Source organism: Dellaglioa sp. BT-FLS60, assembly GCF_054941065.1.
Window position 1 is genome coordinate 85,720 of the sequence record NZ_JBSOLI010000031.1, and the last position, 12,694, is coordinate 98,413.

The 12,694-nt window shown below is 34.1% G+C and carries 15 protein-coding genes; 1 reads left to right on the top strand and 14 read right to left on the bottom strand.

What is annotated here, in order from left to right; translation table 11 throughout:
- Positions 1-129: 129 nt before the first annotated feature.
- The 8 genes from ACVQ8P_RS03790 to ACVQ8P_RS03825 all read right to left on the bottom strand — a co-directional run bounded on the left by ACVQ8P_RS03790 (position 130) and on the right by ACVQ8P_RS03825 (position 7,492).
- A complete protein-coding gene (locus tag ACVQ8P_RS03790) occupies positions 130-672 on the bottom strand; it encodes a dUTP diphosphatase (protein WP_462297595.1) in 543 nt (180 codons plus the stop codon).
- A 56-nt stretch (positions 673-728) separates the two neighbouring features.
- Complete coding sequence (locus ACVQ8P_RS03795) at positions 729-1,661, bottom strand: hypothetical protein (protein WP_462297596.1); 933 nt, start codon at positions 1,659-1,661, stop codon at positions 729-731.
- Complete coding sequence (locus ACVQ8P_RS03800) at positions 1,661-2,545, bottom strand: exonuclease SbcC (protein WP_462297598.1); 885 nt, start codon at positions 2,543-2,545, stop codon at positions 1,661-1,663. Before ACVQ8P_RS03800 ends, ACVQ8P_RS03795 begins: the two co-directional genes overlap by 1 nt.
- Positions 2,546-2,696: 151 nt before the next feature.
- Positions 2,697-4,040, bottom strand: coding sequence for a type I glutamate--ammonia ligase (glnA, locus tag ACVQ8P_RS03805; protein WP_462297600.1), 1,344 nt, complete (start codon positions 4,038-4,040; stop codon positions 2,697-2,699).
- A gap of 25 nt (positions 4,041-4,065) precedes the next feature.
- Positions 4,066-4,455: a MerR family transcriptional regulator gene (locus tag ACVQ8P_RS03810; RefSeq protein WP_462297602.1), complete on the bottom strand. Its 390-nt coding sequence runs from the start codon at positions 4,453-4,455 to the stop codon at positions 4,066-4,068.
- 100 nt (positions 4,456-4,555) lie between these two features.
- Complete coding sequence (locus ACVQ8P_RS03815) at positions 4,556-5,809, bottom strand: methionine gamma-lyase family protein (protein ID WP_462297603.1); 1,254 nt, start codon at positions 5,807-5,809, stop codon at positions 4,556-4,558.
- A gap of 19 nt (positions 5,810-5,828) precedes the next feature.
- The gene (gene miaA / locus ACVQ8P_RS03820; protein ID WP_462297605.1) at positions 5,829-6,752 is read right to left on the bottom strand and encodes a tRNA (adenosine(37)-N6)-dimethylallyltransferase MiaA; all 924 of its coding nucleotides are present in this window, start codon (positions 6,750-6,752) and stop codon (positions 5,829-5,831) included.
- Between the two features lie 2 nt (positions 6,753-6,754).
- On the bottom strand, positions 6,755-7,492 hold the full coding sequence (locus tag ACVQ8P_RS03825) for a glycerophosphodiester phosphodiesterase (RefSeq protein WP_462297607.1): 738 nt from the start codon (positions 7,490-7,492) through the stop codon (positions 6,755-6,757).
- 126 nt (positions 7,493-7,618) lie between these two features.
- Here ACVQ8P_RS03825 and ACVQ8P_RS03830 point away from each other — a divergent pair, with 126 nt between their 5' ends.
- Positions 7,619-7,795 (top strand): DUF3042 family protein, encoded by a 177-nt coding sequence (locus tag ACVQ8P_RS03830; protein ID WP_462297609.1) that lies wholly within the window; start codon positions 7,619-7,621, stop codon positions 7,793-7,795.
- Between the two features lie 49 nt (positions 7,796-7,844).
- Here ACVQ8P_RS03830 and ACVQ8P_RS03835 read toward each other — a convergent pair whose 3' ends face one another.
- The 6 genes from ACVQ8P_RS03835 to ACVQ8P_RS03860 all read right to left on the bottom strand — a co-directional run bounded on the left by ACVQ8P_RS03835 (position 7,845) and on the right by ACVQ8P_RS03860 (position 12,664).
- Complete coding sequence (locus ACVQ8P_RS03835) at positions 7,845-8,252, bottom strand: rhodanese-like domain-containing protein (RefSeq protein WP_462297612.1); 408 nt, start codon at positions 8,250-8,252, stop codon at positions 7,845-7,847.
- A 20-nt stretch (positions 8,253-8,272) separates the two neighbouring features.
- A complete protein-coding gene (locus tag ACVQ8P_RS03840) occupies positions 8,273-9,238 on the bottom strand; it encodes an ROK family glucokinase (protein ID WP_462297751.1) in 966 nt (321 codons plus the stop codon).
- 27 nt (positions 9,239-9,265) lie between these two features.
- On the bottom strand, positions 9,266-9,466 hold the full coding sequence (locus tag ACVQ8P_RS03845) for a YqgQ family protein (RefSeq protein WP_462297614.1): 201 nt from the start codon (positions 9,464-9,466) through the stop codon (positions 9,266-9,268).
- Positions 9,467-9,486: 20 nt separating this feature from the next.
- A complete protein-coding gene (locus ACVQ8P_RS03850) occupies positions 9,487-10,161 on the bottom strand; it encodes a rhomboid family intramembrane serine protease (RefSeq protein ID WP_462297616.1) in 675 nt (224 codons plus the stop codon).
- Positions 10,162-10,272: 111 nt separating this feature from the next.
- Entirely contained in the window at positions 10,273-10,422 is a 150-nt protein-coding gene (rpmG, locus tag ACVQ8P_RS03855) for a 50S ribosomal protein L33 (RefSeq protein WP_057973409.1), read from the bottom strand.
- Positions 10,423-10,588: 166 nt separating this feature from the next.
- A complete protein-coding gene (locus tag ACVQ8P_RS03860) occupies positions 10,589-12,664 on the bottom strand; it encodes a peptidoglycan D,D-transpeptidase FtsI family protein (RefSeq protein WP_462297617.1) in 2,076 nt (691 codons plus the stop codon).
- Between the last annotated feature and the right edge of the window lie 30 nt (positions 12,665-12,694).

A 12,694-nucleotide genomic window follows, 5' to 3' on the forward strand; every position in this document is an offset into this window, starting at 1 on the left:
AAAAAAGAAGCTTACTACCTAACAACTGATAGATTCCAAATAGTTAAATTATTATCTAACTTTTCTGGAAGTCTTCAATTTAGGTATTTAAGCTTCTTTTTATATCTTTTATAATAAAAATTAAAATCATTAATAATTGTTTTCTTGTCTTTCAATATTTTCTTGATTCTTTTTAATAAATTCTTCTTCAATATCGTCCCAAGATAACTTTAAATCAACCAATCCAAATTTAATAAAAAGATGCCAAGCATGCTTGAAATCATCTAATTTATGACTAAATAAACTTTTTGAAATCATTAATTTTAGTGATAAAAAGACCTTATTCAAAGACATTGTCATGGGCTTTTTAGAAAATCCAGTCATTTCTTCATCACTGACCAATAATAAATAAGTCCACTTATTTTGATTAGCAATATTAAAGAAAAAACTCATTGCATCAACGTATTCCGAAAGTACTGTCTCTTCATGTGTTTTACCTGCTTCAGTTTTCTGCCCTCGATTATCTTTCCAAACCTTGAACCATTCAACTGTATTAGCTAGCTCTGATAATTCAACATCTAAACTTACATAAGCGTTAAATAGTCTTTCTTCAGGACTCCATCTGATTTTTTTATCCTGAATAACATCTCGATCAAATTTGCGTTCCATCTGAATCATATCTGTTAAATTCACTAAATTATCCTCCAAAAAATCTGCCCACTAATAACTAACGGACAGATTTCATTTTATTATTTAAAAATTAAAGGGTCTGATTTGATACCTAGTTCATTAATATTGTTTAAGTACCAATTTCTAATAAAGGTTTCATTTAATAAAATATCAAACCATGAAATTTCTTGAGCTGTATCCATAACTGAAATAACCCATTTTTCGTTATCATTTTCACCCATTTGTTGTTGGTCATAAATAGTCATTTCAGAATTAGCTAATTTTAGAACAGCACTATTATTTGCACCTGCTTCAACCATTAACTCATTTTCTGACGCAAGCACAAATAATTCATCAATAACATCTCGTTTGAGTACATCTTCAGTTAACTCATATCTTGCTGGATTTCCAGAATCCAAAAGATTAAGATCCACACTGAATCCATAATCTTCTTTTAAATAAGTTGCGAAATCAATTAGCATCATTTCAAGATGTTTAATTGATTTGGCATCTAATTTTTCCAAATAACTAACAATTAAAACATTTGTAATAGCTGTACTATTGATACGAATCATTCTTTTTCGTAAATTTAAATAGAATAACGATTCGCCAGATTCTTGCGCAACATAATAAGCGCCATCATTATCATCAATTTTAAATGAAAAACTATCAACTGAATTAATCCCTGGAATTTCATGAATTAATGCTTTTCTAGGCTCTGAAAAATGTAGAATGGCGATTTCGTTATCATGTAAGTCCATCAAGCGATTAAAGAAAAGTAAACAATAATCGGCAGCACTATATTTTTGTGGGAATGTTAAATAATCAGTATCAAGTTGATAACCCATTAAACTCATGGCGGCATTCATTAATTCAACCTTATCTTGTGTGTTCATTAAAATATCTAAAGTTTCAGTAAATTTAATACCATTATTTAAACTTAATTTAATTTGTTCATTGAAATCTACTAAACGAGATTTTGTAGAAACTAATTTTTTTTCTGCTTCAACCATTATTCAGTCACCTGTCCTTTTTGAGTAATCAAGTGAGATAAATAATTGTAATATAAAGCATCATTATATTGAGTGAATTTTTCAAAGTCACCGAACACACTAATCACACTTTGTTTTTCATAACCAATTAATGTATCTTCCTTGGCTAAACTTAAAACATCAGTTTCACTTAATTTAATATCTTGATAAGCACTGCTAGCCTTTTCATCCATCTCAGTTAATTCTGTTAATCGCTCTTTTAAAACGCGACGTTCCTCTCGAATACGTCCAGCATCCCAAGGACGCCCTTTTTCTTGAGAATTACGTTTCATTTCTTCACGAATTTTATCTTTCTCAGCATCGCGTTCATCTTGGGTATCAACTAATTTTTGGCGTTCTTTATTTTGAACCGAAATTTGGTTAATTTTATCTGTATTAACTCGCTTATTGGTTGTCTCTAATTCAAACGATTTGGCTAATTTGGCTAATTCCTCTTCATCAAATTTAAATTCAACATTTAAAACATCTAAATAACCAAATTCTTTTCTGTCCCACCAATTACCAAAATGAATTTTAAATTTACCAACTTCCATTTCTTCAAAATAGAAAAATGGATACGTATCACGTAAATATGAAATAAGTTTCAAACTTAAATATTGTTGAATTTGTGGATAATCTTTAATGACCAATTCTTCTTGAACAGCCATTTCTGAAACACTTCTTTTCTTTAATAAAAGTCGTGCGTAACGTGACTGATTAATCAATTGATAAACCAAGCGATCATCTTGCTGTTTGATTGCCTCTCTTAGTTGATTCAAGTATTCAACTTTTTTAGAAAGTGCGCGTTCAATATTATTCGTTGCTTCACCATGATCTGATAAGCTAAATTGGTTGTCTTTTATCATGTCTTACCCCTTTATTTCATATTTAATTGTTACTTTTTTATATGTATTATCATTAAACTTTGCATAATCAAAAAAAACTAAAACAATTTTAATTGCTCTAGTTTCATTATCAATCATTTACTTAATCATTTCAAACCTTTATTACATTTTTTTAATAAAGTTCTAAATATTGATCTCTTTCCCATTCAGAAACTTCCTGACGATAAGCAGACCATTCTAATTGTTTGGCTTCAATAAAACTTGGGTATAGATGAGGTCCCATTGCCTTTTCCATAACATCATCTTTTTCCAATGCTTTAATCGCATTGTGCAATGTTGATGGTAAATCACCAATTTGATTGTCTTGACGCTCTTGACGATTCATCACGTAAATATTTCTATCAACAGATGCAGGTGGTACAACTTTATTTCTAAGACCATCAAGTCCTGCTTCTAAAATAGCAGCAATTACAAGATAAGGGTTAGCCGTTGCATCGACACTTCTTAATTCTAATCGTGTTGATAACCCACGAGCAATTGGAACACGAACTAATGGTGAACGGTTACGTCCAGACCAAGCAACATAAACGGGTGCTTCAAATCCAGGAACCAAACGTTTATATGAGTTAACTGTTGGATTAGTAACTGCTGTATAACCACGTGCATGTTGTAATAAACCACCAAGGAATTGATAAGCTGATTCAGACAATTGCATCTTGTCTTTTTCATCAAAGAAAGCATTCCCGTCTTTATGGAATAATGACATATTGATATGCATCCCTGAACCATTAATACCATTCAATGGTTTTGGCATAAATGTTGCATGAAGGCCATGCTTTCTAGCAACTGTCTTAACGACTAATTTGAATGTTTGGATGTTATCGCAGGCCTGTAAAGCATCTGCGTATTTAAAATCAATTTCATGTTGACCAGGTGCTACTTCATGATGAGAAGCTTCAACATCAAAGCCCATGTTTTCAAGTTCTAACACGATATCTCGACGACAGTTTTCACCTAAATCAACTGGTGCTAAATCAAAATAGCTCCCTTTATCATTTAATTGTGTGGTTGGTTTCCCTGTTACAGGATCCAATTTAAATAAGAAAAATTCTGGTTCAGGTCCAATGTTAAATTCAGTAAATCCTAAATCATTCATTTCTTTTAACACACGGATAAGGTTATTTCTTGGATCACCTTGGAAGGGTGTGCGGTCAGCGTTATAAACTTCACAAATGACACGCGCAATCTTGCCATGTTCATGTTCCCATGGAAAAATCATCCAAGTTGATAAATCTGGGTATAAGTACATATCACTTTCTTCGATTCGAACGAATCCATCGATTGAAGAACCATCGAACATTAATTTGTTTTCTAATAATTTGTCTAGTTGGCTAATCGGAACTTCCACGTTCTTAATAATCCCGAATAAATCTGTAAACATAAGTCTTAAAAATTTAACGTTCTCTTTTTTTGCCATTGAAACAATGTCATCTTTAGTGTATGCAGCTTTTGCCATTTTATCTCTCCTCAGTATTTATAATTTATAGAGGCTTGTTTGTGTTAAAAGAAGGGTCATCTGGATTTTTGAGTCCACTAACTGAAAGAAATTCATTCTGAAAAATACGTCTAACGTCGTTGTCTGTTAAAGGTTGCTTTAACAGATCACGTTGCTTTTTAGCTTGTACTTCCTTTTCAAAATAGATTTCTTTAATGCCAACCATATTCACGCCTTCATCTAAATAATCTTTAATTTCAAATAACTTATCAATATCATTCAGTGAGTACATTCGACGGTTACCATCATTTCTTTGGGGCATAATTAATTCCTGCTCCTCGTAGTAACGAATTTGACGAGCCGTTAAGTCCGTTAATTTCATTACCGTTCCAATTGGTAGAACTGACAATGATCTTCTGAGTTCCTTCTCTTTCATAAACAAGCCTCCTTTTTAATTACAACCTTATAGTAACAAGGAAATAAATCACTGTCAACGAACAATGTTAGATTTTATAACATAACTTATAACTAACGGTTTAATAAAATGTTTTATTAACAGCCGATGTAACAGCCAATTTAACATGAGCGTATGTTAATCCACCTTGAACATACAAGGTATAAGGTTCTCTCAACGGACCATCAGCTGACAACTCGACACTCGCTCCTTCAACAAAAGTTCCCGCAGCCATAATCACTTTATCTTCATACCCAGACATCGCACTTGGTTTAGGATCAACATAAGCATCTACCGGTGATTCATGTTGGATAGCTTGTGCAAATTTAACCATTGGTTCCGGTTTACCAAAATTAACAGTCTGAATTAAATCTGTTCTAGGTGCATCCCATTTTGGCGAAACATCTAAGCCCATTTTTTCAAGCAAAGCACTTGTGTAAATAGCGCCTTTAATCGCTTCACCAGTCACATGGGGCGATAAAAAGAAGCCTTGAATGAAATCTCTCATAACATCTAAAGTAGCCCCTTCTTCATTACCAGTCCCAGGTGTTGTTAAACGATACCCTGCTTTTTCAATTAAATCAGCACGTCCAACAATATAACCACCCGTTTTAGCTAAGCCACCACCTGCATTCTTAATTAAAGAACCAGACATAATATCAGCGCCAACTTCTGTTGGTTCAATGGTTTCAGAAAATTCACCATAACAGTTATCAATAAAAATAATGACATCTTTTGATATTTTACGAACTTCTTTGATCATTTCAGCAATTTCAGACACAACAAAACTATCTCTAGTTGCGTATCCACGAGAACGTTGAATAGCGACAACTTTGACTTTATCCGTTAATTTTTCTTGTAACCCATTAACATCTAGGTGATCATCGTCCGTCAATGGCACATAATCAAACCCAATACCATATTCCTTCATCGAACCGATACCTGTACCGGAAACACCAATAACTTCTTGAATCGTATCATATGGCATTCCTGTGATATACAATAAATCGTCCCCTGGTCGTAACATACCAAAGAGAGCCGTTGAAATTGAATGTGTACCAGAGACAATTTGAGGTCTCACCATGGCTGCTTCTGTTTTAAAAACATCTGCATAAATACGATCAAGTCCATCACGACCAATATCATCATAACCATAGCCTGTTGATCCAGCAAAATAGGTTTCAGAAACATTGTTCTTCTTAAATGCTTCTAAAACTTTTTGCTGATTAAATAAAACTTGTTCATCAATTTCTTTTAATTTAGGTTCAATTTGGGCATCCGTTTCCGCCACAATTTCCACTAATTTTTCTGGTAAATGATCTGTCCATTTTTGCATATATCTGTCTCCTCATTTTTTATACAAGTAACCACTCTGTTACTTGCTCTTCTATAATCTTTATTTGTTCTGGATGTTCAATTAAATCAAACCAATTAACCGTCATTTTATTTCTGAACCAAGTCAATTGACGTTTCGCATAACGTCTTGAATTTCGTTTAATTAATTCCGTTGCTTCATCAAGTGATTGTACCTCTTCAAAATAAGGGTACAGTTCCTTATAACCAATCCCCTTACCAGCTGGTAAGTCAGCAATTTTTTGATCAAAAAGCCACTTTGCTTCATCAATTAATCCTGATTCAATCATTAAATCAACTCGACGATTAATGCGCTCATACAATACAGCTCTATCTGTTGATAAGCCAATAATAAAAGGATCAAATTCACTGGTTTTCTGATCAGCTTGTGCAGAAAATAAATGATTTGATTTCTGAATGACTTCCAGTGCTCGAATCACTCTGAGCGTATTATTAGCCGGAATCTTCAACGCAGCTTCTGAATCTAAAATATTTAATTCTTGCCAAATTGCCTCAGAACCAACTTTTTCAGCATGTTCTTGTAACTCTTTTCTGAGACTCAAATCATCATCATTATTCGTACCTAATTGAAAATTATCAAGTAGCGCCTGTAAATAAAATCCAGTCCCACCAACAATTATTGGCAACTTTCCTCTAGATGCAATATCACCAATTGCTAAGCGACTTTCTTTTATGAAATCTGCAACGGAATAACGTTCATCAACATTTTTATGATTTAATAAATGATGTGGAACATCAGCCATTTCAGCTTTCGTCACTTTGGCCGTTCCAATATCTAAATGACGATAAACTTGCATGGAATCACCTGAAATAATTTCACCATTCATTTTTTTAGCTAGTTTAATTGATAAATCTGTTTTACCAACCGCAGTTGGACCAACAATTAAGACTACTTTTTGTGTCATTTTTAATCTCCTTGGATGTTCTCTCGCACTGCTATTGCTTTTGCCGGATAATCCGTAAAGATAGCATCATATTTCTTTTTAAAACAATAGGTCATATCTTTAGTTGAGTTAACCGTCCATGGCCGAATAAGCAGCTTAGGCCAAAACAATCCATGTCGTTCGCGCAACCAAGTCACATCAGGATGTAAACTAGTGATTAAATGATGCTTAGCCAAACGTCGTGACTCTTTAATTTTAAATTGAAAAAGACTCGCAAATTCTGCATCGGGATTAATTTTTTCCATTCTACGAATAGAATTTGGATTAAAGCTCGAATACAGAAGATGAATATCTGACGGTAATTCTTGCATTTGTCTATTCACAAGTTCTTCAATGCCTTGATATTCAATATGATTCGTTTTTAACTCCAAATTAAAAGTGCCTTTAAAATTGTTCATCTTCAACAAATCAATCACTTCTTTTAAAGTTGGAATTTGTTCACCCTGATAGTCTGAACTAAATTTAATACCGGCATCTGCCTTTTTCAATTCAGCTAGTGTTAAATCCTTCACTTTACCCGTTAAATTGGTTGTTCTATCAACCTTTTCATCATGCATAATAACTAACTCATTGTCTTTAGATAACTGAACATCGGTTTCAATGCCATCAGCCCCAGCGTCTATTGCAGCCTGAAAACTAATTAATGTATTTTCTGGCCTATTTCCCTTACTACCACGATGTGCAAAAACTTTTGTCTTCATTCGCAACTCACCCCTAACTTTCAAGAATTATTATATCATTAATTATAAATTGACAGTGCTTTTAGTAGCAATTTGGGGGCGAATAAGTCATAATAAAGAGGTCAAATGAATAAGGAGGTCTACATAATGAAAAACTTTTCAAAAGGATTCTTTGTTGGAACTGCTGCAACTGTAGGCGCATTAATTGGTAGCGTCTTTGCCTTTAAAAAAACCGTCATTGCACCACTTGAAGAAAAAGAACAAATGATTGAAGAAAACCGTAAACGCGCAACACGTAAGAGTCGTTCATCACATCATTCATAAATAAGTTAAATAAAAGCACTGAAGAATTTTTATTCTTCAGTGCTTTTATTTAACGTTTTTTAGTTCTGCCATCCCATTTTGAAAAACCTGCTTTCAAAACAGTAATATCTGTATATCCTTTTTTATGCAATTTATAAGCAGCTCGCGTACTAATCGATTTGCCTTGATCATATAAATAAAGAGGTAGATCTTTTCTTAACCCACCAACTGCTGTTTTAAATTGAGAATATGGAATATTTCTAGCGCCCATAATATGAGAAGCATCAAATTCACTTTTTTCACGTAAATCAATAACTTGCGCCTTACGCATACCTTCATTAAACACTTCATTTGTAACTAATTTAGCTGAGCGACGGCCCATGTACCAAAGGTAAAATTGATTACCTGCAAGTCCAACTAAAATAATAATCAAAATAATATTAATGACTACACTAACATTTATTGCTCCTAAGATCATGATATTTCTCCCCTCAATTATTATTTAATAAACTGACGAGCAAGTGAAGCAGCACCAATAACGCCAGCTTCATTTCCTAATTGTGCTAATTTTAATGATGTTGATGATCGAACTGTTGGGAATGAGAATTGTTTAAAGTATTTTGCAACTTGATCTAATAAAAAAGTACCAGCAGCAGAAACACCACCACCAATAACAATATAAGCAGGGTTCAATATATTACCTAAGTTACCACAAGCTAAACCAAGGTAGTATGATACTTTATCAACAACCATTTTACCTAAAACATCGTTCTCTTTAGCTAAATCAAAAACCAATTTTGATGTGATTTCTTGACCATCATCTAACATTTCTTTTAATTTTGATTGACCAGCAAATTCTTCAGCCATATCACGTGCAACACGCACAACACCTGTAGCTGAAGCGTATTGTTCTAAACATCCGCGTTTACCACAAGTACACATGTAGCCATTTGGTTCAACTGTAATATGACCCACTTCACCACCGGCACCTGCAACACCATGCAATAATTCACCGTTAGCGATGATACCACCACCAACACCTGTTCCAAGCGTAATGAAAGCAACTTCATCATCATTTTCACCAGCACCCTTCCAACGTTCGCCTAAAGCGGCAACATTGGCATCATTATCAATGGCAAATTGAATCTTTGTACCTTCTTCAATTTCTGCTTGAACATTTTGTAATGTTTTCCAATTTAAATTGTAAGCACCAATAACAGTTCCGTTTGCACGGTCAACTGTACCAGGTGAACCCATTCCAATACCACTGAATTGATCAGCAGTCATATCAAACAATTGAATATGATGATTAATTGAATCAATAATATCTGGCACAATATGTGCGCCCTCATCAAGGACATTTGTCTCAATACTCCATTTTTGTTGAATCTCGCCATTTTCTGTTAAAATTGCGAATTTAACCGTTGTGCCACCTAAATCAACACCGATTAATTTTTTTTCAATTGTCATAATTAATTCCTCCACTTGTTCTCAATTATTTTGTTCTTCAATTCTGTGCTCATGGGCCAGGACGATTTTAGCTCTGGCATAGATTTTATCATCAATCACACCTGATCGATGTAAATTATCTAACTCTAACGCCATTAATTCAATATCCCACATTCGTTTACCAACATAGACGTACACGCCGAATTGTTTCAATAGTTGTTGGACATCGTATAAATTTTTCAATCAATAGTCACCGCCTTAAACTAGATACTATTGGAAATACCAATTTTAATCAGAATAAAATTGATGACAATAAAGATAATGAACGCAGCTATCCGTTTAACACGACTAATTTTGGCTAATCCTGCAGTACCCAAGGTTGTCGCAATTAGGAATCCAGATAGAATCCCCCCAATATGGGCAGCATTATCTGTACTCGTCGACATAAAGCCAAAAACAAGATTTAACATAATAAATAGTAAAAATTGCTGTGACATTTGTCTGAAATAAGCACTTTCTCTAAAGTTATCACCTAGCATTAAGAAAGCCCCAAACAAACCAAAGATGGCCCCACTGGCACCGGCAGAAATAGTACCCGGACTAAAGACAAAACTTGCAATATTCCCAGCGATTCCCGCTAATAGATAAATACCTGTAAAACGCCAGTGACCAAATAATTCTTCAATTTGGATGCCAATAAAATACAAGGTGAACATGTTAAGAACAATATGTTCAAATCCAATATGCAAAAAGATAGGATTAAATAATCGCCACCACTCACCGTTCATAATGAGTGGGTTATATTTAGCACCAAATTCGATTAATACATTTGTATCTTGGCTACCCCCAGCAATTGTCATTGCAATAAAAACAATCGCCGATATGCTAATAAAGAAGTATGTCATAAATGGTGTGTGTTTATATTTTGCCAAATTCATGAAATAGCTCCTCATTTGTTTCAAATTTCTTTAAAATAACGTTTACAAGATTTTATTTCAACTAGTATAAAAGTTATTTAAAACAAAAAAACAACAGGAAAAATCCCGTTGTTATTTTGTTTCGCGATGTAAAGTAACTTTACGATCACGTGGGCAAAATTTATTAAGCTCAACACGATCTGGATTATTACGTTTGTTTTTGCTTGATAGGTATGTCCGTTCATGACATTCCGTACATTCTAATGTAATGTGTACACGCATGGTTGCAACCCTCCATATATTTCTTCATAATTTCATAAGACAATTAGTCTTTAACGTCTTATATAATATCATTATTAATAAGTAAACGCTAGTGTTTTTTTTTATTTGTTAAGGAAATTTACTTTACAGCAATAAAATCAGGTATTAAGTACTTATTTTGCTCAGATTATTTACTTGATTCCACAGTTTTCCAAAATGCTGAGTAAATTTTAAGTGCTGCCTGTGAGTTAATTGCACTACCTGTATTATTGACCATACCAGGGAAAACCAATGCAACAACGACTTTAGGATCATTTGAAGGCGCATATGAAGCCAAACTAAGTGCTTCAGTTTCAGTTGTACCATAGAATGTTTGGGCAGTACCCGTTTTAGCTGAAATAGATGGTGTTGCCGTACTCATTGTGCCACCCGTTCTCAACGGATTGGTTCCATGAACAACTTTATAAAGACCTGATTTAACAACATCAAATTCTGGTTTTGTTGCATTAACTGTACTTAAGACATTAGGTGTCATTTCAGTTTGGACAGAACCCAAAGAGCCATCAGCATTCGTTGAACGAATTGCTTTTACAATTTGTGGTTGTAATCTTGTCCCACCATTAGCCATTGTTGACATATATTGTGCTAATTGAATAGTAGTATACGAATCATAATTTCCGAAAGATAAATCAAGTGCTTTACCAATATTAGTTTGGTTAGCGACCCCTTCAAAACCAGTCGACTCACCGGGTAAATCGACACCCGTTTTAACGCCCAGTCCAAATTGATTAAAGTAACCACGCATTTTTGAGAAGATTGAATTAGACATATCTAGTGAAGACCCACTTGAATAATTGAATCCTCCTTCTTTCATTGCTAATTGCATCATGTACGAGTTAGAAGAAACCATTAACGCATCAGATGCTGTCAATGCAACGTTAGCTGCTCCAGACGCATTAAACCATGATGATTTAGTAGCTGTTCCAGCAAGCTTGATTGGTTCATCAGTCAGTGTGTTGCTTGTTGGGGTAATCACACCGTCCATCATAGCGCCCATTACCGTAGCACCTTTTACAACAGATCCCATTGTAAATACTTGGTTAATTGAACCTAATGCATCATCCGTAATCTTACCAGTCTTAATATTACGACTAACGCCGGACATTGCATAAACCGCACCAGTATGCGGATTCATAACAACTGCATAGGCCCCTGGGTTATAAGGATTACTCCCAGCAATTGATGTTACACTATCTTTCATAATTTTTTGAACTTGAGCTTGAAATTTAGCATTAATATTTAAAACAAGGTTATCCCCTTTTTTACCACTATATTCTTGCGCTTGTTTCACAATTTTACTATTAGCCACTTCCATCTTAGTTTGTGACTTCGTTCCTTTTAAAACATTTTCGTACTGTTTTTCTAAGTAACTTTGACCAACACTATCATTTCGTGAATAGCCTTCACTCATCAACGTCTCAATACTATCACTAGGTAAGCCAGTTGATTCACTGGTTACGTTCCCAATAATCGTGTTCATGCTCTTACCATTAGGGTAACTTCTTGACCAATTAGTCCCTATTTTAATGCCAGGCATTCCTGATAAATGTTCACCCACTTCAGCCATTTCCTTATCAGTCACATTAGACGTCTTCAAGTAAACAGTTGATAGCGAGTAAGCCCCTGACATTTTTGAAAAAATAACTGCAGCTTCTTTTTCTTGATCAGTCAATGAATTAATATTATGTTCAACGACATACGCTACTGCGAATGTATTAAAATCAACACTCGTTAACTTAGTCATTTGAGCAGACGTTAGTTTTTTTTCTTTCTTAACAGCAGCTGTAACCGTTGCTAAATGTTTTGTATTTGCTAAATAATAGTCAGCAGCATTACGATCCGTCAATTTACTTGTATCAATACTGACATATGTTACTAAATGATTAGCAATTTTATACAAATCCGTTGAAAGAACACCTGATCCTTTGGTATAAGTAATTGCCCGTGAAGAGTTATTGCCAACCAACACTTTACCTGTTGAATCATAGACCATTCCCCGTTGCACATTCTTAGTTTCTGTTGTTGTATCCGTGCTATTAACGGTTGCTTCAAATGATGCCCCATTTAAAATTTGTAAATAGGCTAATTGCACCAATAATGCCGCAAATAGTAGGAAAACAATAAAGAATAAAAAATTCAATCTGAATGGAATATGTGATTTATTTTGTTTGCTTCGACCTTGTTTTGCTTTTGGAAGTTTCACGTTTAATTACCTCTCACTGTATCATTATTA